The organism is Asticcacaulis sp. AND118, assembly GCF_020535245.1.
Lineage (GTDB): Bacteria > Pseudomonadota > Alphaproteobacteria > Caulobacterales > Caulobacteraceae > Asticcacaulis.
Genome location: NZ_CP084910.1, coordinates 605,720 through 626,493 on the forward strand (window position 1 = coordinate 605,720; position 20,774 = coordinate 626,493).

The window sequence follows — 20,774 nt, forward strand, 5'->3', positions numbered from 1 at the left end:
ATCGAAGGCGCCCGTCAGAGGGCGCCTACCCGAACAGGGCGCTCAGCACGACGGCGGTGGTGGCCACGACCAGCACCGCCAGCAGGGCCCCGGCGCGGGCGTAGTCCGTAAAGCGATAGCCGCCGGGCGCCATGACCAGCAGATTGTTCTGGTGCCCGATCGGCGTCAGAAAGTCCGACGAGGTGCCGACCAGCACGGCCAGCAGCAGGGCGTCGGGCGGCGCGTCGAGTATCTGCGCCAGTTGGATGGCCAGCGGCCCCATGATCAGCGCCGTGGCGACATTGTTGAGCAGGATGGTCAGGAACAGGGTCAGGCCGCACACGGCGGCGATGCAGACGATCAACGGCGCGCCCTGCAGCCAGCCGGCCATGGTATCGGCGACCACCCTGGCCGCGCCCGAACTTTCGAAGCTCTGGCCGACCGGGATCATCGCCGCCAGCAGGACGATGACGCTCCAGTCGATGGATTTATAGATTTCCGGCGCGGGGATGAGCCTCAGCCCCGCCATGGCCGCGGCGGCGGCGAGGAAGGTCAGGGCGGGAGAGACGTCGAAAATGACCGTCACGGCGATGGCCAGCACAAAGATGCCGACGGTCTGAATGGCCGCGCGGATATTGACCGGAGCCGTATCGGCGCGATCGATTTCCAGCAGGCGTTGTTGCGTGGCGAAGCGCGCGATATCGGCGGCCTGACCGCGGATGAACAACTGGTCACCGCCCTGAATGGAAATGGCCGACAGGGGCGTTTTCAGCTTGGCGGCGCGCGGTCCGCCCGCTGTCACATTGAGCGCGCCGCCGGTGCGGTGGGCGATGGCGTCGTAGCGCTCGCCGATGATGGGCGAGCCGTGTGCGACGACCATGTGCGCTGTCACCTCCTGTTCGGCGGGCAGGGGGGCGGCCGTCTTCATCTCCAGACTGTCGGACACGTCGCCGGGCATATAGCGCGACAGGAGCAGCAGCCGGTCGCCGCGCTTGAGGCGGTTGTCTTCGGGCCAAGGGAGGATCTTGTCGCGGCGGATCAGGCGCAGCAGGCGCGTGCGGCTGGTGTGCAGTTGTTTCGATACGGCTTGGCGGCTGAGTTGAACAGCCTGCGTCAGGGTCAGTTCAAACACCTTCCACGGCGAAACCGCGCCTTCCATCGTGCCCCGGCGTGGCGGCAGGAGGCGCCAGCCGATGACGGCCAGATAGATGATGCCGATAACGGCCACGGCGCTGCCGACCGGCGACATGGCGAAAAAGCCGAAGCCCTGCCCCAGCCGTTCCTCACGGACGGAGGACAGGATCATATTGGCCGGCGTCCCGATGAGGGTGATCATGCCGCCCATGATGGTGGCGAAGGCCAGCGGCATCAGGATGGTGCCTACGGCGCGCTTGTTCTGGCGTGCGATCTCGGCCCCCAGCGGCATAACGATGACCAGCGCCGCGATATTGTTCATGAAGGCCGACAGAAGCGCCCCCACCACCATCAGCATAGCCATCTGCATACTGTAGGTCGTGCGCCCGAAGAGGATGTAGCGGGCAAGCCGCGCCGCTACGCCGCTCAGTTCCAGCGTCCGCCCGACGATCAGCACCGCCGCCACGGCGACGATGGCCGGGTCACCGAAACCGCTCAGGGCGTTTTCCGGCTTGACCACGCCGGTGACAAGCCCGGCCAGCAGGGCCAGCACGGCGATCAGGTCGTGGCGTACGCGCTCGGTAACGAAAAGCACAAGCGCCCCGGCCAGTATCAGGGAACTGAGCAGGGCGGGAGAAGCGTACGCGGTCAGGTTCATTCAGCGGTGGTCCGGTCGAATGGGTGATTTAGACGAACGAGGTGAGCGTATCCGTGCGTATGATTTCAATGAGGATGTCGCCTTTGCGCAGGCTGCGCGCGCCGTCTTCCCAATAGCCGATGACGTGGTTGTCGCGGCAGATGCGCACGCCCATGCCGGTGCGGATGGCGTCGAGCGGTTGGCCGATCTCGTCCGCCGTCACCTCGCGCTGACGCATCACCACCTTGCCGTCGGCGGAGGCGAGGTCGCTGATATAGTCCACGACGTGACGGCCTTCGGCGGCGCGCGCCAGCAGGTGCCCGCCGAAGGAGACGGGATTGATGACGTGATCCGCCCCGGCCTGACGGATCAGGTCTTCGTTTTCGACCGCGCGCACCGTAGCGCTGATCGAGACGTGCGGGTTCATGGCCCGCGCGGACAGCACGACCAGCGCCGTGGTGTCGTCGCGTCCCATGGAGACGATGACGGCATGGGCGGCATCGATGCCGGCGGCGGCCTGCGTCGAATTGTGCGTGGCGTCGCATTCGATGACGATGACGCCGCGTTCCATGGCGGCGGTGATGCGGTCGGCATCCTTGTCCACCACCACGATCCTGCCCGGATCGACCTTCTGACGCAGCAGTTCGTTGACCGCCGCCTCGCCGCCCGCGCCGTAGCCGTAGACGATGATGTGCTGAGTGAGCCCCTTGCGGATCATGTGCGTGCGTATCCTTTCCCAGGTGCTTTTGACGACGAAGCTGTAGGCCGTGCCGAGGAAGATGACCCAGATGAACAGACGGATCGGCGTGACGACGAAGGTGTCGAACATGCGTGCGCGGTCGGTGACGGGCACGATGTCGCCATAGCCGACGGTCGAGACGGTGACGGCGGTGAAGTAGAGCACGTCCACCGTGGACACATGCCCGTCCGTATTGTCTCTCAGTCCGCCGCGATCGAGCCAGTGTCCGGCCAGCGCCACCAGGATCAGCGCCAGCACCAGCGCGCCGCGCATGGCCAGAGACTGAGACAGGCTGAGCCGGCCTTTGCGGTTGAGGGTGATATAGGGGAAGACCTCGCCCGGCACATCGATAGGGCCGCGTCGCTGTCGGGATGAGGAACGAAGAGGAGGGGCGCGGTCCGGCACGGGTGATCGTCTTTGGTCTGTACTCGGGTCGTAAGATTGGGGTCGTAAGATTGGGTCGTAAGTGCCTGAAACGCCGATAAAGGCGCGATAAGGAAAGCGATCAGGATTTGAGCGTCGCGGCGTCTTCGGGCGTGTTGAGATTGCGCAGGATCAGGCCGGGCGGCGCCGGGACTTCGACGCAGCCGAGATGAATGAGCAGGCCCCATACCGAAGGGCTGCGCGCGGCGGTGGTGACGAAGGCCTGAGCGGCCTCGATAACCGTGGGGCTGAGGCGCAGGGCGAAGGGCAGGGGATCGCCGTGGAAAAAGGCGCCGGCTCCGGGCTGGGCGGCCAGAAAGGTCAGGGCTTCGGGCGGCAGTTCGGGCATGTCCACGGGGACGAACAGCGCCTGATCGCAGCGGTCGCCCAGATGGCGCAGGGCGGCGACTATGCCGCCTGCCGGGCCGGCGTCGGGCGCGGGATCGGCGACGCCGCCGGGCAGGTCGGGCCGCCCGCTGTAGATGAGGGTTTCCGCACCCGCCGCCGTCAGCGTCTGTGCGGCGATGTCCAGCCAGGTCCGACCGTTGAACCTCAGCCCGGCCTTGTCCAGGCCCATGCGGCGCGATTTGCCGCCGCACAGTATGACGCCTGCGATGGTCATGACGGGAGAGGCCTCAAAAGGAAACGGACCGCCGGGGCACGCGATCCGTCTGACGTTAGATCATGAAGGCGGTTTTAGATACGAACATTCTCTAAGGCTCCTCCCCAAGTCGTGCGCCAGCGGCGCTTGATCAGGGTCAGACCGCCGAAGGCCACCAAAGCCAGCGCCGCGAAGCCGATCAGGCCCGGCTGATAGGTGCCGAGCGCCTGTTTCGACAGGCCGAGGCTGGTGGCCAGATAGAAGCCGCCGATACCGCCGAACATGCCGACCAGCCCGGTCATGACACCGATTTCCGCACGGAAGCGCTGCGGCACCAGTTGGAACACCGCGCCGTTGGCCATGCCCAGCGCGCCCATGCCGATGATGAGGAACAGCAGGGCCGTATAGGCGGTCGGCAGGCCGAAGCTGATGATGATCAGCGCGATGGCGGCGACCACGTACATGATCGACAGGGTGCGGATGCCGCCGATCCTGTCCGCCACGCTGCCGCCGACGGGGCGGAACAGCGAGCCGGCAAAGACGCAGGCGGCGGTGAAGAAGCCGGCCTTGACCGGGTCGAGGCCGTATTCCGAGTTGAAGTAGATGTTGAGCGACGAACTCAGGCCGACAAAGCCGCCGAAGGAGACGCCGTAGAAGAGCAGGAACCACCAGGCGTCCTGCTGCTTGAGGACATCGAAATACTGATCGATGCGCTTGGGCGCGGGCGGGTTCGGGGCGTCTCTGGCGAAGATCAGGTAGAAGATGAAGGCGGCGATCAGCGGCAGGGCGGCGAAGCCGAACACGGCGGTCCAGCCGAAGGCCTTGGCCAGAGACGGCGCGAACAGCGAGGCGAAGACCGTGCCCGAATTACCGGCGCCGGCAATGCCCAGCGCCACGCCCTGATACTGCGGCGGATACCAGCGCGAGGCCAGCGGCAGGGCCACGGCGAACGACGCGCCGGCGACGCCCAGCACCCCGGCCAGCATCAGGATGCCGGCATAGGAATCGATTTTCAGCACGAAGGCCAGCAACAGGCCGGTGATGACGATGGCCTGACCGATGGCTCCGGTCTTTTTCGGACCGATGCGATCGACCAGCACGCCTGCCACCAGGCGCAGCAACGCGCCGGTCAGGATGGGGACAGCGACCATGAAGCCTTTTTGCGCCGGGGTGAGGCCGAGGTCGGCGGCGATCTGAACGCCCAGCGCGCCCAGAAGCACCCATACCATGAAGCTCATATCGAAATAGAGGAAGGCCGAAAACAGGGTGGGGGAGTGCCCAGCCTTGAGGAAGTCCTTGGAAATCATACGGAAACCTGCGACGTCGTGCCGGGCGACCAAAGGGGGCGCCACGGCGTTGGGGAGACATTTTGGGGTGAAGACGACTGTCCGGTTCGTTCCGGAGGCTGACCGCCGTTGGCCAGTTCCCCAATCGCTGCGAAAAACCTAAGTCAGGGAACGCCGCACTGTCAAGCGGCGATTTTTGCGCGGGATTTTGCCATGCGGGACGGGTGAAATTTTTCTTGCGCACTGCGGCATAATGGGCGTAGCCGTAGCAAAAGAATCGACGTCCCGGCCTGTTTACCGGGATGCCTGCACCGGATAACTCCCCCGTGAATGTGCTGATCATCGACCCCGACGACGCGCGTGCGGCCCTTGTGGCCGAAGGCCTGCGGCTGGACGAAAGCCTGACCGGGGCGCAGATTCACCACTGGCCGCGCTTCGAACTGGCCCGCCTCAGCGACATCAATCCGGACATGGTCATCATCGCCTGCGAAAGCCCGGACCGCGATACGCTGGACGCGCTGCAGATCGCCCACGAGCAGGCCCCGCGCCCGGTGGCCATGTTCGTCGACCGCTCGGACGCCAATACGACGGCGCAGGCGCTGGAGGCGGGGGTTGCGGCCTACGTCGTGGACGGCTATTCACCCAACCGCGTGGCCTCGATCCTTGCGGTGGCGGCGCACCGGTTCAACCTGATGCAGACCCTGCGCCACGACCTGACCAAGGCCAAGGCCGATCTGGCGGCGCGCAAGACCATCGACCGCGCCAAGGGCGTGCTGATGACCTCGCGCGGGATCAGCGAGGAGGAGGCCTATCGTCTGATGCGCAAGCACGCCATGGATTCGGGCCGTCCCATCGCGGCGATCGCCGAGGATATTCTGTCCATTTCCGACCTGCTGAAGAAGAGGGACGACTGATGCTGAGTGTACGTATCGGTTTCAGCCCGCTCAACGATGCCGCCCTGGTCGTGCTGGCCGAGGTGCTGGGATGCTACGCCGCCGAAGGGCTGGACGTCTCCCTGAGCCGCGAGGCCAACTGGTCGAACATCCGCGACAAGCTGTCCTATGGCCTGCTTGATGCCGCGCACGTGCTCGCCACCCTGCCGCTGGCCCGCGGGTTGGGCCTGGGCCCGACCATCGGTCAGATCATCGCGCCCATGGCGTTGGGGGCCAACGGCAATTCGGTGGTCATCTCCTCGAAGCTGAAAGAGGTGTTCGAAGGGATGGGCGCCTCGACCCTGCTCGAATCGGCGCGCGCCCTGCGTCTGGTCATCCAGCACCGCCGCGCCGTCAGCGAAGGCAAGGTGACGCTGGCCATCCCGTTCAACTATTCGCCGCATCACTTCGTCCTGCGTCACTGGCTGGCGGCGGGCGGCGTCGATCCCGACCGTCAGGTGCAGTGGGTGGTTCTGCCGCCCTCGCGCATGGCCGACCATCTGCGCGACGGGGTGATCGACGGCTTCTGCTCCGGCTCGCCCTGGCCGCAGATGGCCGAACTGAACGGCGACGGCGTGGTGCTGTTTTCCGATCCGGCCTTCTGGACGCTCAAGCCGGAAAAGGTGCTGGCCCTGCGCGGCACCTGGGCCGACGAACACCCGGAAGAAGCCGTGGCCCTGACCCGCGCCGTGCTGCGCGCCGGGCAGTGGGCGGCGGATCCGGCCAATGCCAACGCCATGGCCGAGGTGCTGAGCCAGAAAATCTATGTCGGCGCGCCGCTGGAGGCCGTTCAGAAGGCGCTGGCCCCCGGCGGTGCGGGCCTGATCCTCGATCCGCAGACGACGACCTTCCCGTGGATCAGCCACGCCAAATGGTTCATCGGGCAGTTCGTGCGCTGGGGCCTGACCGAAGGCGACCACGATTTCGACGCCATCGCGCGCCGGGTTTACCGGCCCGATCTGTGGCGTCAGGCGGCGGAACCCCTGGGCCTGTCGCTGCCGCTCGACGACGAAAAGGACGAAGGCGGGGCGGCCGAGGCGTGGACGCTGCCGGCCGAGCCGAACGACATCCTCATGCCGCCGAACACCCTGTTCGACGGCGGTGTGTTCCGGGTGAGCCGGGCTTGAATCATACCTTCCCGGCTATGCCGGGAGGGGACCATTTGCGGAGCAAATGGTGGTGGGGTGGTCTCACCGAATTTCAACTGGCGCGTATTTGGATGGCTTAGCCAGATACCCCACCACCACGCCCTGACGGGCGCGGTCCCCTCCCCATCAAAGATGGGGAGGTATGAAAATCGTTCGCCTCGCAGACGCAAAAAACGCGGATTGACACAAGGCTGATCCTGTGGCCCAATAAGTCCACGGATCAAAGGCGATCCACAGACATTCGCTCCGGCGCGCCAATGGCGGCGAGACGGGGCCTCCACCGGACAAAGACGTCCCGCACTCCTGAAACGCTCACGCGTCAAGGGAGTGCGGGATTTTTTTTGGCCAAAGTTCCACGCTCTCCCACAAGGGCACCCTCATGGCCTTCAATCTCGATACCCCCCCTAAGCCCCGGATTGTCGTCATCGGCGCGGGCATGGCCGGCGGCCGCATCGTCGAGGAAATACTAAAACGCGCGAATCCTAGCGAAGGTGGGCGCATGTTCGACATTTCGATCATCGGCGCCGAAGCCTGCGCCACCTACGACCGCATCCAGTTGTCGCCAGTGCTGGCCGGGGAAAAGACCTTCGAGCAGATCGTCACCCATTCGCAGGACTGGTACGACCTCAACGGCGTAAAGACGCATTTCGGCTGCTGGGTGCAGGGCATCGACCGCGAGGCCAAACAGGTCATGCTGCACGACGGTCAGACGATCGGCTACGACTATCTGATCCTCGCTACCGGGTCCGACCCGATCCGCCTGCCGCTGCCCGGTGCCGACCTGTCGGGCGTGGTTGCTTTCCGCGATCTGCACGATGTCGACCTGATGCAGAAGGCGGCTGCCCATGCTTCTAAAAAGGGTGGCGGGGAAGCGGTGGTGATCGGCGGCGGCCTGCTGGGCCTTGAGGCCGCCTACGGTCTGGCCAGGCGCGGCATGAAGGCCACGGTCGTCCACCTCGTCGATGTGCTGATGGAGCGTCAGCTCGATGAGGCCGCCGGGCGTCTGCTGGAAAAGGCGCTGGCCGAACGCGGCGTCTCGGCGGTGCTCAATGCGCAGTCCGAGGCTATTGTCGGCGAAACCCATGTCGAGGGCCTGAAGCTGAAGGACGGGCGCGTCATCCCGGCCTCGCTGCTGGTCATGGCGGTGGGCATCCGTCCACACGTCGAACCGGCGAAGTCGGCGGGCCTGACGGTCGAGCGCGGCATCGTCGTCGACGATCAGATGCGCACCGACGATCCCTTCATCTTCGCGGTCGGCGAATGCGTGCAGCACCGCGGTCAGTGCTACGGCCTGGTTGCGCCGATCTGGGACATGTGCCGGACGCTGGCCGACGTGCTGACGGGCAGGAATCCCGACGCGGCCTATCTCGGTTCGGAACTGGCGACGCGCCTGAAAGTGTCGGGCGTCGATCTTTACTCGGCGGGGCAGTTCAACGGCGGCGAGGGCTGCGAGGACATCGTCTTCCGCGACCCGGCGCGCGGCGTTTACAAGCGCATCGTCATCAAGGACAACCAGTTGGTCGGGGCCGTGCTGTTCGGCGAGGCGGCGGACGGCGGCTGGTATTTCGACCTGATCAAAAAGGGTGAAAGTATCGGCGATATCCGCGACACCCTGATCTTCGGTCAGGCGGTGACGGAGGCGCTGGCCGGCGTGGACCCTAACGCCGCCGTTGCGGCATGGCCCGACGACACGGAAGTGTGCGGCTGCAACGGCGTAAGCAAGGGTACGGTGGTCGAGGCGATCTGCGGCGGCGCGGACAATCTGGACAAGGTGCGCGGCTGCACCAAGGCCAGCGCGTCGTGCGGTTCGTGCACCGGCATTGTCGAACAATTGCTGAAGGTGACGCTGGGCGACGCCTTCAAGGCGCAGACCGGCCCCAAGCCGATGTGCAAGTGCACCGAGCATGGTCACGCCGTGGTGCGCAAGACGATTGTCGAGCAGGAATTGAAGACCATTCCCGACGTCATGCAGGCGATGAAGTGGACCACGCCCGACGGCTGTTCCTCGTGCCGTCCGGCGTTGAACTATTACCTGCTGTGCGCCTGGCCGCGCGAATATCAGGACGATCCGCGCTCGCGCTTCGTCAATGAGCGCAACCACGCCAACATCCAGAAAGACGGCACCTATTCCGTCGTGCCGCGCATGTGGGGCGGCGTGACGACGGCCAAGGAACTGCGCGCCATCGCCGATGTCTGCGACAAGTACGAGGTGCCGATGGTCAAGGTGACCGGCGGTCAGCGTCTCGACCTGTTCGGCATCAAGAAGCAGGACCTGCCCGCCGTCTGGGCCGACCTCAATGCCGCCGGCATGGTGTCGGGCCACGCCTACGCCAAGGCCCTGCGCACGGTGAAGACCTGCGTTGGTTCGGAATGGTGCCGCTTCGGCACGCAGGATTCGACCGGGCTGGGGATCAAGCTGGAGCAGGACACCTGGGGCTCTTGGATGCCGCACAAGTTCAAGATGGCCGTGTCGGGCTGCCCGCGCAACTGCGCGGAAGCTACCATCAAGGACTTCGGCGTCATCTGCGTGGACTCCGGCTATGAACTGCACGTCGGCGGCAATGCCGGCATCCATCTGCGCGGCACGGACCTGTTGTGCAAGGTGGCGACCGAGGCCGAGGCCCGCGAATATTCGATGGCCTTCGTCCAGTTCTATCGCGAGGACGCCTGGTATCTGGAGCGCACCGCGCCGTGGATCGAGCGTGTCGGGCTTGAGGCCATCAAGGCGAAGATGTTCGACGCCGACGAACGCAAGGCGCTGTCGGGGCGGTTCCTCGAATCGCAGGCGGTGTTTCAGGTTGATCCGTGGGCGGAACATGCGCCCAAATCCGAGCCGGCGCAGGTGTTTTCGCCGCTGGCCGACCTGCGCAGCGAGAAGAAGGAGATCGCCCGATGAACGCCAGTCTGGCTTTAAAATGGGTTGATGTGGGCGCGGCGGTTGATGTGCCTTATCAGGGCGCGCGCCGGGTCGATACGGACCTTGGGGCCATCGCCGTTTTCCGCACGGTGGACAACGAATATTACGCCGTGATGGACAAATGTCCGCACAAGGGCGGGCCCTTGTCCGAAGGCATCGTCCATGGTCGTCACATCGCCTGCCCCCTGCATAACTGGTCGTTTTCGTTGCAGACCGGTGAAGCCGTCGGTGCCGATGCGGGCAAGGGCTGCACCCCGACCGTGCCGCTCAGGATCGAGAACGCCCGGATTTTGCTGGGTTTGCGTTGAACCCCCTCTCCCTTGAGGGAGAGGGTTGGGGTGAGGGGGGGTGAACTCCGACCTTCCCCCTCACCCCGCGCTGATGCGCCACCCTCTCCCTCAAGGGAGAGGGGGAGTTGTTGAATGACCACCACCCATAACACCACCTGTCCCTATTGCGGCGTCGGCTGCGGCGTCGAAGCGACGCTCGACGGCCGCCGTATGACCGTCAAGGGCGATGCGGCGCATCCGGCCAATCAGGGGCGGCTCTGCTCCAAGGGGACAGCGCTGGGCAAGACCTTCGGACTGGAAGGACGTCTGCTGACTCCGCGCCGGCGCACGGCGGACGGGTTTGTGGAAACAAGTTGGGATGCGGCGCTGGACGAGGTGGCGGGCCGCTTCCGCGACATCGTCGCCGAGCACGGCCCGGACGCCGTGGCCTTCTACGTGTCGGGACAGTTGCTGACTGAAGACTATTACGCGGTCAACAAGCTGGCCAAGGGTTATATCGGCACGGCCAATATCGACACCAATTCGCGCCTGTGCATGAGTTCAGCAGTCGCGGCGCACAAGCAGGCCTTCGGGGCCGACCTCGTGCCCGGCACCTATGACGATCTGACCGAGGCCGACATGCTGGTTTTCAGCGGCCACAACGCCGCCTGGACGCATCCGGTTCTCTATCGGCGCATCGAAACCCGGCAGGACCAGTTTCGCGTCTGCATCGACCCGCGCCGCACCGATACGGCGAGGTCCGCCAACCTGCATCTGATGATTCGTCCGCAAACGGACATTCGCCTGTGGAACGGGCTTTGCGCCCAACTGATCGCGCGTGATGCCCTCGATCATGACTTTGTAGATCAACACACTCAGGGCTTTTCGCGTCTGATGGCGGCGCTGAGTTCCGACGACCAGAGTGTGGAGGCCGTGGCCGCCGATTGCGACATTTCGCCGGTCGATCTCAAGGCCTTTTACGACGCTTATCTGTATACGGACAAAGTGGTCAGTTTGTTCTCCATGGGCTCGAATCAATCGGCTCAGGGGGTACACAAGGGCTTGAGCCTGATAAATGCGCACCTGCTGTCGGGTAAGATCGGCAAGCCGGGCGCCGCGCCCTTTTCCATCACCGGCCAGCCCAACGCCATGGGCGGGCGCGAGGTCGGCGGGCTGGCCAATATGCTGGCCGCGCATATGGATTTTGACGAGGCTTCCAAGGCGCTGGTGCAGCGCTACTGGGGGTCGCCGACCATCGCGCCGAAAGCGGGCCTGAAGGCCGTCGATATGTTCGAGGCGGTGCGGAAAGGCAGGATCAAGGCCATCTGGATCATGGCGACCAATCCGATGGTTTCCATGCCCGACGCCAACCGCATCCACGAAGCCTTATCGAACTGCGAACTGGTGGTGGTGTCTGACGTCATCGCCCGCACCGACACTATGGACATGGCGCATATCCAGTTGCCCGCCGCCGCCTGGGGCGAGAAGGACGGCACGGTGACCAATTCCGAGCGCGTCATTTCGCGCCAGCGCAACCTCACCGATCTGCCGGGGCAGGTGCGTCCCGACTGGGCCATTATCGCCGAAGTGGCGCGGCGCATGAATCCGGACTGGGCCAATGCCTTCGACTGGAGCGGACCGGACGCGGTGTTTGCCGAGCACGCCGGGCTGACGGCGTTCGAGAACAATGGCAAGCGCTTCCTCGATCTTGGCGGGCTGACCGGCCTGTCGAAGGCGCAGTACGACGCGCTTCAGCCGGTGCGCTGGCCGTTTCGCGCCGATGGGCAGCCGTCCACGCGCCTGTTCGCGGATGGGAAGTTCAACACGCCGAACGGTCGGGCGCGGCTGGTGCCGCCGATCGTGCGCGGCCCGGCCAATCAACCGACGCCGGACTTCCCGTTCAGCCTCAATTCGGCGCGCGTGCGCGACCACTGGCACACCCTGACGCGCACGGCGCTGGCGCCGGAACTGAACCGCCATATCTCCGAGCCGACGCTGGACATACACCCCAAGGACGCGCGGCGGCTGGGCATCAGGGACGGGCGTCTGGCGGTGGTGCGCACCGCGCACGGCGAGGCCATCCTCAAGGCCCGCATCACCGACGATGTGCGCGTCGGCAATCTGCACGCGCCGATGCACTGGACGAAGCAATTCGCGCCGTTCGGCCGTTCCAATCCGCTGATCAATCCGGCGGTCGATCCGATGTCGGGCCAGCCGGAATTCAAGCATACGCCGGCGCAGGTGACGCCCTTCCATGAGACCTGGCACGGCTTCCTTATGACGCCGCGCGACTTCGATGGCGAGTTTCCGGACTTTAAACCCGACACCATCTGGCGGCGCACGGCCCACGCCCACGCCGATTGTTATGAGATCGCCGGGCTGGAGATGCCGCAAGGCGCGGACTTCACCGCCACGGCGACGCTCGACGATCCGGCCACCGGCATCCGCCGTCAGGTGCGCGTCGAGGACGGCCGCCTGACGCGCGTGCTGTTCCTCGCGCCGATCCATAAGAAGCTGCCGCCGCGCGACTGGCTGCTGGACGGCTTCGGCGAGGCGCAACTGAGCGCCGCACAGCGCGCGGCGCTGCTGATCGGGCGGATGCCGGGCGTGTCGGATAAGGGCCGCCTCATCTGCGCCTGCAACAGCGTCGGTGAAAACGCCGTCAATGCCTGCATCGACGACGGCGCGACGACGGTCGAAGCGATCGGCGAAGTCACGCGGGCCGGCACGGCCTGCGGTTCGTGCAAGGGCGAACTGAAGCAGTGTTTGCTGCGCCATGCGGCGGCCGCGAAAAAGGAAAAGGTTCAGGCCTGATCCCATTTGCGAACGCCAAAACGCCGCCCGGACGATCCGGGCGGCGTTTTCCGTTCAGGCGACGCTTCAGGCGACGCTTCAGGCGGTGATTCAGGCCGGTTCGGCCAGCGGCGCCGGCGCATGATCGTGGGCTTCGAGGAAGCTGACGATGCGGCGGCGGCAATCGACAAAATGCGCGTCCTGCATCACGGCCTTGCGGTCGCGCGGGCGCGGCGTCTTCACCTCGACGATGTCGCCGATGCGCGCCTTGGGGCCGTTGGTCATCATCACCACGCGGTCGGCCAGCAGCACGGCCTCATCGACATCGTGGGTGATCATCAGCACGGTTGCGCAGATGCGCTCGTGCAGTTCCATCACCGTGTCCTGGAGGTGCGCGCGGGTCAGGGCGTCGAGCGCGCCGAAGGGCTCATCCAGCAGCAGCACCTTGGGCTCCATGCTCAGCGCGCGGGCGATGCCGACGCGTTGTTTCATGCCGCCGGAGATTTCGCCCGGACGCTTGTCCCTGGCGTGGGTCATCTTGACCAGTTCCAGATTGTTCATCGTCCGGTCGTGGAGCTGTTTCAGGTTCTCCTTCGCGCCGTAGAGCTTGGCGACGGCGAGGCGGACATTCTCGTAGACCGTCATCCACGGCAGAAGCGAATGGTTCTGGAACACTACGGCGCGCTCCGGGCCGGGGCCGGTGATCGCCTTGTTGTCGAGCAAAGCCGCGCCCAGCGTTACCGGCACGAGGCCCGCGACGACGTTGAGAAGCGTGGACTTGCCGCAACCGGAATGGCCGATGATCGACAGGAATTCGCCCTTGTGGACGCTGAGCGAGACATTATCGAGGACCTGAGAGATGACGCAGTCGCGCTCGAAATCGACATAGATGTTTTCAAGGGAAAGGATGGGTTTGGACATGTTTTGCCTCCAGGCCCCCTCTCCCTGAGGGAGAGGGTTGGGGTGAGGGGGGAATAGCGAGCACAGGCGGATAAAGGTGTCCCCCCTCATCCGACCCGCCAGCGGGTCACCTTCTCCCTCAAGGGAGAAGGGAAATTGATCAATCCGCGGTGGTGCCGCGCGAGACGTACTGACCGACAAGGGCCACCAGACGATCCAGCACGAAGCCGACCATGCCGACCCAGAGCAGGGCGACGATGATGTCGGACATGCGCGACGAATTGTACTGGTCCCAGATGAAGAAGCCGATGCCGACGCCGCCCAGCAGCATTTCGGAGGCGACGATGGCCAGCCAGCTCATGCCGACGCCGATGCGCAGACCCGTGAAGATGTGCGGCGTGGCGGCGGGCAGCATGATCTTGAAGAAATACTCGGCCGGAGTCAGGCGCAGCACCTTGGCGACATTGACGTAATCCTGCGGGATGTTGCGCACGCCGACCATGGTGTTGATGACGATGGGCCAGATGGAGGTGATGAAGATGACGAAGAGGGCCGAAGGCTGGGCTTCGCGCAGCGCCGCCAGCGAGATCGGCAGCCAGGCCAGAGGCGGCACGGTGCGCAGGACCTGAATGATCGGGTCCGTGCCCTTGCGCGCCCAGTCGACCGTGCCGAGGAAGGCCCCCAGCAGCACGCCGCACACGGCGGCCAGACCGAAGCCGACGCCGACGCGCGAGAGGGATGTCAGGACGTGCCAGAACAGGCCCTTGTCGACCCCGCCGCGATCGTAGAACGGATCGAAGATCAGCTCCTGCGCCTCCATCAGCACCATCGACGGCGAGGGCAGTCCGCCGGGAAAGGCGTTGCCCAGCGCTTCCCATATCAGCAGCAGCGCGCCGACGGTGAGCAGCGGCATGAGGTAGTTGCCGGCCTTATCGGCCAGCTTGCGGCGTCTGGAGGCGGCGATCTGTTTCGCCTGCGCCGCCGCCAGAAGGGTCTGGGGTTGATGGGCGACGGGGACGGCAGGCGCGGCAGGGCGGGGGGCGGTCATTTTTTGAACTTCGAATGGCATGGGAGTTCCTTGCTTCAAACCCCCTCTCCCTAAAGGGAGAGGGTTGGGGTGAGGGGGATGTCGAGATCGTGGTTGCCCCCTCATCCGGTCTCGCGGTGCTCGACCACCTTCTCCCTCGAGGGAGAAGGGAAGAGTGATCAGGCCAGTTTCTTGATCGGCTGGCTGGCGAGGTAGGCGTTGGGATTGGCCCAGTCGAAGGTCTTGCCGTCGAAGAACCGCTCGACGCCGCGCGAATCCGCCGGGGCCGGGATGCCGTACTGCTTGGCCACTTCGCGCCACAGGTCGGAGCGGTTGACCGTGTTGACCAGCGCCTTGGTGTCCACATCGTTGTCGATAATGCCCCAGCGTTTGTTCTCGGTGACGAACCAGGCATCGTGCGACTTGAACGGGAAGTTGGCGTTGTCGGCCCAGAACTTCATCAGGTGCGGCGATCCGGCGACATTGCGCCCGTCGCCGTAATTGATCTTGCCCTGCAGGCGCGGCAGGATGTCGTTGATCGGCACGTTGATGTACTGACGGCCCGCCGTAATGGCGCACATGGCCGGGCGGTTCTTGTCGCACCATTGGGCCGCTTCCATCACCGCGGCGATCAGGGCCTTGGCGGCGTTCGGATATTTATCGACCCAGTCGGCGCGCATCCCCAGCGCCTTTTCCGGGTGGTTCATCCAGATTTCCGAGGTCGTCGCGGCGGTGTAGCCGATCTTCTGATTGACCAGTTGACCGTTCCACGGCTCGCCGACGCAGAAGACGTCCTGCGTCCCGGCCTTCATGTTCGCCACCATCTGCGGCGGCGGGATGACGATGGTCGAGACGTCGGTGTCCGGATTGATCCCGGCGGCCGCCAGCCAGTAACGCACCCACAGGTCGTGCGTGCCGCCGCGATAGGTCATGGCCACCTTGGCCAGGTTTCCGGCGGCCTTGAGCTGCGCGAATTTCGCCTTCGCGCCGGCGGCGTTGAGCCCGACCTGCACGTTTTTCAGATCGTTGCCGACGCTGATGGCCTGACCGTTGGTGTTGAGGCGGGCAAGGATGTACATCGGCGTCTTGCGAGCGCCGACGCCGAGGGTGAACTGATAAGGCATGGGGCTGAGGATGTGCGCCCCGTCTATGCCGCCGCCTTGCGCGCCCAGCACGATATTGTCGCGCGTCGCCCCCCACGAGGCCTGCTTCAGCACCTCGACATTGGGCAGGCCGTACTTGGCGAACAGGCCCTTTTCCTTGGCGATGATCAGGGGCGAAGAGTCGGTCAGCGCGATGAAGCCCAGCTTGGCGCCGGAAACCTCCGGGCCCTTGCCGGCGGCGAAGGCGCCTGACGGGAAGAGGGTTCTGGCGGCGGCGACAGTGGCGGCAGCGCCGATGAGCGCCTGACGTCGGGAGAGGGAGATGTCGGTCATATCGATAGTCCCTTAAAGCTTGTATTCGAAGCCGACCCACACCTTGGTGCGGGAGGCGGGCATGAGGGTGTTGGCGCGGTCGAAGTCGGCGTATTTCAGCAGCAGCGACAGGTTCCTGGTCAGGCCGGCGGCGAACTGCGCGTCGAATTCCGTGCCGATCGACTGGCTGAGGCGATCCGTCTCGAAGTCGTGATAGGCCAGCGTCAGGGTCGGGTTCTTGATCAGCGGGAAGGACGGGTGGGTGTAGCCCGCCACAGTCAGGCTGTAGCTGAGGTTTTTGAACCCGTTGGCCATGGTCTTGTTGCCGGAGAAGGCCAGCGCGTCGGACCAGCCGTTGAAGGCGTGCGTGGTGGCCAGCGGCGTGATAAAGCCGCGCGTGCCGTCGCCCTCGAACGTCTCGTAGCCGAGCTTGAGGGTGTACATGTCCCAGGTCACCGCGGCGTCGATATTATAGGCCGAAAGCTCGAAGTCGGCGGGGTTGTAGCCATAGTCGGTCTGTTGGGCGTAATAGCCCGAATAGGCCAGTTTGAACGACGACAGCCAGGCCGAGCCGGAGGCCTTGAGCCCGATGGTGTTGGTCGAATTGGCCTTGGCGTTTTCGAAATCGAGCGCGTAGTCGAAGGCCTGAAGCTTAAGCGCTTCATTGACCGGCAGGGTGACGCTGAGCAGGTGGCTGTCGGAATCCCAGTCCGCCGTTTCGGCGAGGACGCGGTTGACCTGAAACACGTAGGCGTAGGTGACGGCCAGCTTGCCCACCGTGGTGTCGACGCGCAAGGCATCGAAGGTCTGTTCGTCCTGACGCCAGCCGACATTGCCGACGAAGCGCGCATCGTCGAGCACCAGACGCTGACGTCCGGCGGTGACGGTGGTGAAGCTCGACGGCGACCACACCACCTGCGCGCGGTTCAGTTCGGTCACGGTCGGGTCGTTCACCGCCGGATACTGGGTCTTGCCGTTGGTGGTTGAATTGTAGTCGTCGTCCAGCGCGCGGACGTCCTCGAATTCGACGAGGAATTTCAGGTTCTTCCAGTCGGCGGACTGAAACCCGATGCGGTTGCGCAGCGTCAGGGCCGAGCCCTTCTGCAGTCCCGCCTGATCGACGCCTTCGTAGCGCAGGCGGCTTTCCAGCAGCGGCTTGCCCGCCGCGAGGGCTTCGCCAAACGTCTCCTGAGCGAAAGCCGGAACGCTCAGTCCGGCTAAAAATGTTGCGCCGCACAAAATTAAGGGCGCACTTTTCCGACGCAGCTTTGGATGGGCCACGGTCATATCCCCTGAAAAGAGCAAAAAAAAAACGCCCCAGACTACACCGCCGGTTCCCCTTGCGCGGTAATGGTCTGAGACGTCATTGTCCGATGGTGAGCGGGGCCGTCGGTGGCCCGCGCCGCGTGTCATCCGCCTTTGGATAACACCGTGAGCGTCATATAACATTCACGGGGCGTCAATCGCTTTTTTCGCATGTGCGTACGATTTTCACCAAGCGATAACCTTGTGATGTATTTTCGCAACGAAAAGCGGGTCAGGGTACGGGAATTTCCTCCCACATCAGCACGGTGCCGTTCTTGCGGTCCGGGTCGGCGCCGGGCCAGTCGGCGGCATAGGGTTCCCCCGTGCGACCGTCGAGCCCCAGATAGCGGTGGGTGCGCAGCGACATCAGCATGAACTGATGGCGCAGCATGTCCTGCCACTGGAACAGGCTGTCGGGCGTTTCGCTCTTCATCAGCCGCACATCCGAGGACAGGCCCAGACCGACCACGGTGAGGAAACCGCTGCCGTCCATGGCCTCCAGCGCCACGCGGCCCTGACCGCGATCGTGGACGCGGAAGCGCGCGCCCGGCCCGGCGGCGTCTTTGGAACCCTGCGCCGCAAAGTGCAGCATGCCGTGCGGATTGGCCCACATGGGCAGGTCGTTGGCGAGGTTGCGGATGGTCACGATCTTGCCCGCCGGGATGTTCTTCGAGCGGTCGGCCAGGGGCTCATCGACGCGGAAATCGTCGAAGTCGGCCTTGCCGCCCTCGACGCCCTTTTCATTGTAAGCGAACAGGGCGTAGCGCACGCCCTGAAAGGTGCGCAACTGATAGGCGGTGCGCAGTTCGCCGCCGATCGGCGTGAAGGTCTTGCCATCGGTCGAATAGCTGAACTGCGCCAGTTCGGTGTCGTAATTGCCGGAGACGCGCAACTGCACGCGCGGGCCGTTCAGGGCGGTCTCGACCGTGGTGTCGGCGAGTTGATCGTACAGACGCAGGCGATAGCCCTTGCCGTCGCGCACCACGCCCAGCCAGTAGTAGGGGATGTTGAGCAGGGCGAGGCCGGCCACGTCGCCGGCCTTCAACCCCCTGGCGTCCAGTGTCGTGGTTGCCGTCGATTCCGGTCCGATGGCGCGCTGGGTCAGGCTGTTGCGCGCCAGCAGGAAATGCGGGGCGGGCAGGCTGTGCAGCCGCAGATAGCCGCGCCGCTCGGACAGCGACCATTTCCGGTCGTCCGGCACGTGGTTCCATTGCCAGATCGCCTGAGGCTTCGGACCTGAGAAGTCGTCATTACGCTGATAAGTCGGGGTGGGCGTGGCTGCGACGCCGGTAGCGGGTTTCAGCCAGGTGCGCGGGCTTCGCCCGAAATTTCCGGAAAGGCCGAAATACGGCCAGCCATCCTGCCATGTTACCGGCGACAGGAAGGTGGTGCGGCCCATCGATTTGACATCCATCATCGAAAAGCCCCACCAGTCCCCATTTGGCAATTCGACAATGCCGCCCTGATGCAGCGGATCGGCCCCGAAGGCGTTGCCGCCCGGCGGGGGCGGCGAAACGCCGATCTTGTCGCCGGGCGCCGGCAGGTTGCGCCCGATGCCGGTGGTGCGCCAGCCGAAGGGCGTGCCCATGGTTTCGCGCGCGCTGATCGTCACCGTCTCATAGGGGCCGTAGGGTGTGTCGGCGCGGGCGGCCTGCATCCGCCCGACGGGGGCGTAGTTGGCGCTGATAATGTAGTACTTGCCGTTGATCTTATAGAAGTGGTGGCCTTCGCCCATGGCGTTGCCGGCCGGAATGATCACCTTGTCGCTGCCTTCGACATAGCCGCTGAGATCGGGCTTAAGCTCGATCATGCGGACCTCGTCATAGCCGTGTACGGCGTAGATTTTGCCGTCGTCGTCAAACAGGACAGAGAGGTCGTAGATCTTGCCGCCCAGCTTTTTATGCGTCCACGGCCCGGCGGGATCGGTCGCCGTGAAGACCTGCATGCCGTAGCCGTTGATATTGGAGAAGATGTAGAAGGTCCCGTTGTGATAGCGCAGCGCCGGGGCCCAGATACCCGCCCCATAGGCGCTCTTGCCGTCTTCGAGCCTGTATTCCGGGCCCATCTCCAGACGGTCGAAGGCATAGCCCAGCAGCTTCCAGTTCACCAGGTCCTTCGAATGCAGCACGGGCAGGCCGGGCATGGTGTGCATGGTGGTGCCGGTCATGTAGTAGTCGTCGCCGACGCGGATCAGGTCGGGGTCGGAAAACTCGTCGTTGAACAGCGGATTGGTGAAGGTGCCGTTGCCGTTGTCCGGCGTCCAGGTCGTCGCGGCGGTGGTCCTGGGGAGCGGTTGCGCCGGCGCCTGCGCGACGGCGGGCAGGGCGAACAGGGCAAGCGCGGCGATCAGCGCGTTCGGTGCGAAGCGGGCGGGCATGGGCGGTTTCCTGACTGAAGCGCTTTGCGAAGCGTGCGCCATTTCGTAATTTTGACCGCCACTATAATAGTCTGAGTTAATCGGTCAATCAGCCTTTGGGCTTGGTCTTTGTGGTCTTTACGGGCGTTTTGGCTTTGGGCTTGGCCTTAACCGCGGCAGCCTTCTGCGGCACGAACCACGCCGGGGCCGCCGGCGGGGCGCAGTTTCGGGCGATGCCGATGCCCTTGAGGTAGGCGCGACGCGACTGCCCCGCCTCCAGCGCCGCCTCGATGGCCTTCTGGTGCTTCTCGGCCCCGGTGAGCTTACGCACCACGCCGCGGAAAGGGATGATGCCGGTCGAGGCGTCGCGCACGGCGCTGACCGCGCCGCGATTGGCCATGGCCTCGCCCTTCTGCGTCAGGCTGCGCGTATCCTCGGCAATGAGGGCGTCGAGGTCGGGCCCCAGCACCTCGTCCAGCCGACCGATCTCCGCCGACAGCGCCGGGCAGGTCGTCAGGCCGGCGATGTCGTAGGGCTTCTCCGTCGCGGTGACAAGGATGGCGGGGATTTCCAGCTTGCGCAGATTGAGGTCGTCGAGCGGAGCCGTGGCCGCGCCGGTGAAGCTGTTATTCTTCTCCAGCCACTCTGGATTGCTTTGGCCCGGACTGGTCTGGGCAGGACCGGTCTGGGCGGGTTTGGCCACATCGCCCGGTGGCGTAGCGGGCGCGGGCGTTTGAGCCACCGCGGCGGCGGTCCAGAGGAAACCGGTGAAGAGGGCGATCGGTAAGGTTTTCATGGCTCCCTTTTACGCCCGTTCATCGGCCCTGTCCCGTAACACTTAAGGCATATTTTAACCTCTTAAGGTTGAACATAGGTCTGACCATTCCGACAGTGCGCGTACCCGACCGTTTCA

At 64.8% G+C, this 20,774-nt stretch carries 15 protein-coding genes; 5 read left to right on the top strand and 10 right to left on the bottom strand.

All coding sequences use genetic code 11. The features are described 5' to 3' along the window. Positions 1-25: 25 nt before the first annotated feature. From LH365_RS02885 to LH365_RS02900, 4 genes are all read right to left on the bottom strand, one after another. Positions 26-1,771: an SLC13 family permease gene (locus LH365_RS02885; RefSeq protein ID WP_226744707.1), complete on the bottom strand. Its 1,746-nt coding sequence runs from the start codon at positions 1,769-1,771 to the stop codon at positions 26-28. A gap of 28 nt (positions 1,772-1,799) precedes the next feature. Next, on the bottom strand, positions 1,800-2,834 hold the full coding sequence (locus LH365_RS02890) for a TrkA family potassium uptake protein (RefSeq protein ID WP_226744708.1): 1,035 nt from the start codon (positions 2,832-2,834) through the stop codon (positions 1,800-1,802). 160 nt (positions 2,835-2,994) lie between these two features. Next, on the bottom strand, positions 2,995-3,534 hold the full coding sequence (locus tag LH365_RS02895; protein WP_226744709.1) for a molybdenum cofactor guanylyltransferase: 540 nt from the start codon (positions 3,532-3,534) through the stop codon (positions 2,995-2,997). A 74-nt stretch (positions 3,535-3,608) separates the two neighbouring features. After that, the gene (locus LH365_RS02900; protein ID WP_226744710.1) at positions 3,609-4,820 is read right to left on the bottom strand and encodes a NarK/NasA family nitrate transporter; all 1,212 of its coding nucleotides are present in this window, start codon (positions 4,818-4,820) and stop codon (positions 3,609-3,611) included. Positions 4,821-5,125: 305 nt separating this feature from the next. On the opposite strand from LH365_RS02900, the gene LH365_RS02905 reads away from it, so the two are divergent. The 5 genes from LH365_RS02905 (at position 5,126) to LH365_RS02925 (ending at position 12,879) form a co-directional block, all read left to right on the top strand. Further along, positions 5,126-5,713, top strand: a complete 588-nt coding sequence (locus LH365_RS02905) for an ANTAR domain-containing response regulator (RefSeq protein ID WP_226744711.1) — start codon at positions 5,126-5,128, stop codon at positions 5,711-5,713. After that, positions 5,713-6,858 carry a CmpA/NrtA family ABC transporter substrate-binding protein gene (locus tag LH365_RS02910; RefSeq protein ID WP_226744712.1) on the top strand — a complete coding sequence of 382 codons (1,146 nt, stop codon included), beginning with the start codon at positions 5,713-5,715 and terminating at the stop codon, positions 6,856-6,858. The genes LH365_RS02905 and LH365_RS02910 overlap by 1 nt, the downstream gene beginning before the upstream one ends. A 400-nt stretch (positions 6,859-7,258) precedes the next feature. Beyond that, on the top strand, positions 7,259-9,775 hold the full coding sequence (gene nirB, locus LH365_RS02915) for a nitrite reductase large subunit NirB (RefSeq protein WP_226744713.1): 2,517 nt from the start codon (positions 7,259-7,261) through the stop codon (positions 9,773-9,775). Beyond that, the gene (gene nirD, locus LH365_RS02920) at positions 9,772-10,104 is read left to right on the top strand and encodes a nitrite reductase small subunit NirD (RefSeq protein ID WP_226744714.1); all 333 of its coding nucleotides are present in this window, start codon (positions 9,772-9,774) and stop codon (positions 10,102-10,104) included. The genes nirB and nirD overlap by 4 nt, the downstream gene beginning before the upstream one ends. Positions 10,105-10,218: 114 nt before the next feature. After that, positions 10,219-12,879 carry a nitrate reductase gene (locus LH365_RS02925; RefSeq protein WP_226744715.1) on the top strand — a complete coding sequence of 887 codons (2,661 nt, stop codon included), beginning with the start codon at positions 10,219-10,221 and terminating at the stop codon, positions 12,877-12,879. Positions 12,880-12,969: 90 nt separating this feature from the next. On the opposite strand, the gene LH365_RS02930 is transcribed toward LH365_RS02925, so the two are convergent. The 6 genes from LH365_RS02930 to LH365_RS02955 all read right to left on the bottom strand — a co-directional run bounded on the left by LH365_RS02930 (position 12,970) and on the right by LH365_RS02955 (position 20,657). Continuing rightward, positions 12,970-13,779, bottom strand: a complete 810-nt coding sequence (locus LH365_RS02930) for an ABC transporter ATP-binding protein (protein ID WP_226744716.1) — start codon at positions 13,777-13,779, stop codon at positions 12,970-12,972. Between the two features lie 139 nt (positions 13,780-13,918). Further along, the gene (ntrB, locus tag LH365_RS02935) at positions 13,919-14,806 is read right to left on the bottom strand and encodes a nitrate ABC transporter permease (RefSeq protein WP_226744717.1); all 888 of its coding nucleotides are present in this window, start codon (positions 14,804-14,806) and stop codon (positions 13,919-13,921) included. Positions 14,807-14,964: 158 nt separating this feature from the next. Then, a complete protein-coding gene (locus tag LH365_RS02940) occupies positions 14,965-16,221 on the bottom strand; it encodes a CmpA/NrtA family ABC transporter substrate-binding protein (RefSeq protein ID WP_226744718.1) in 1,257 nt (418 codons plus the stop codon). A gap of 12 nt (positions 16,222-16,233) precedes the next feature. Beyond that, entirely contained in the window at positions 16,234-17,481 is a 1,248-nt protein-coding gene (locus LH365_RS02945; RefSeq protein WP_226744719.1) for an alginate export family protein, read from the bottom strand. A 256-nt stretch (positions 17,482-17,737) separates the two neighbouring features. Next, complete coding sequence (locus tag LH365_RS02950) at positions 17,738-19,882, bottom strand: glycoside hydrolase 43 family protein (protein ID WP_226744720.1); 2,145 nt, start codon at positions 19,880-19,882, stop codon at positions 17,738-17,740. A gap of 88 nt (positions 19,883-19,970) precedes the next feature. Further along, on the bottom strand, positions 19,971-20,657 hold the full coding sequence (locus LH365_RS02955) for a hypothetical protein (protein WP_226744721.1): 687 nt from the start codon (positions 20,655-20,657) through the stop codon (positions 19,971-19,973). Between the last annotated feature and the right edge of the window lie 117 nt (positions 20,658-20,774).

Bases quoted from the DNA above. Each gene is read 5' to 3' on its own strand.
- LH365_RS02955 (WP_226744721.1), bottom strand. From the start codon at position 20,657: ATGAAAACCTTACCGATCGCCCTCTTCACCGGTTTCCTCTGGACCGCC.
- LH365_RS02925 (WP_226744715.1), top strand. From the start codon at position 10,219: ATGACCACCACCCATAACACCACCTGTCCCTATTGCGGCGTCGGCTGC.
- nirD (WP_226744714.1), top strand. From the start codon at position 9,772: ATGAACGCCAGTCTGGCTTTAAAATGGGTTGATGTGGGCGCGGCGGTT.
- LH365_RS02930 (WP_226744716.1), bottom strand. From the start codon at position 13,779: ATGTCCAAACCCATCCTTTCCCTTGAAAACATCTATGTCGATTTCGAG.
- nirB (WP_226744713.1), top strand. From the start codon at position 7,259: ATGGCCTTCAATCTCGATACCCCCCCTAAGCCCCGGATTGTCGTCATC.
- LH365_RS02885 (WP_226744707.1), bottom strand. From the start codon at position 1,771: ATGAACCTGACCGCGTACGCTTCTCCCGCCCTGCTCAGTTCCCTGATA.
- LH365_RS02950 (WP_226744720.1), bottom strand. From the start codon at position 19,882: ATGCCCGCCCGCTTCGCACCGAACGCGCTGATCGCCGCGCTTGCCCTG.
- LH365_RS02940 (WP_226744718.1), bottom strand. From the start codon at position 16,221: ATGACCGACATCTCCCTCTCCCGACGTCAGGCGCTCATCGGCGCTGCC.
- LH365_RS02895 (WP_226744709.1), bottom strand. From the start codon at position 3,534: ATGACCATCGCAGGCGTCATACTGTGCGGCGGCAAATCGCGCCGCATG.
- LH365_RS02900 (WP_226744710.1), bottom strand. From the start codon at position 4,820: ATGATTTCCAAGGACTTCCTCAAGGCTGGGCACTCCCCCACCCTGTTT.
- LH365_RS02910 (WP_226744712.1), top strand. From the start codon at position 5,713: ATGCTGAGTGTACGTATCGGTTTCAGCCCGCTCAACGATGCCGCCCTG.
- ntrB (WP_226744717.1), bottom strand. From the start codon at position 14,806: ATGACCGCCCCCCGCCCTGCCGCGCCTGCCGTCCCCGTCGCCCATCAA.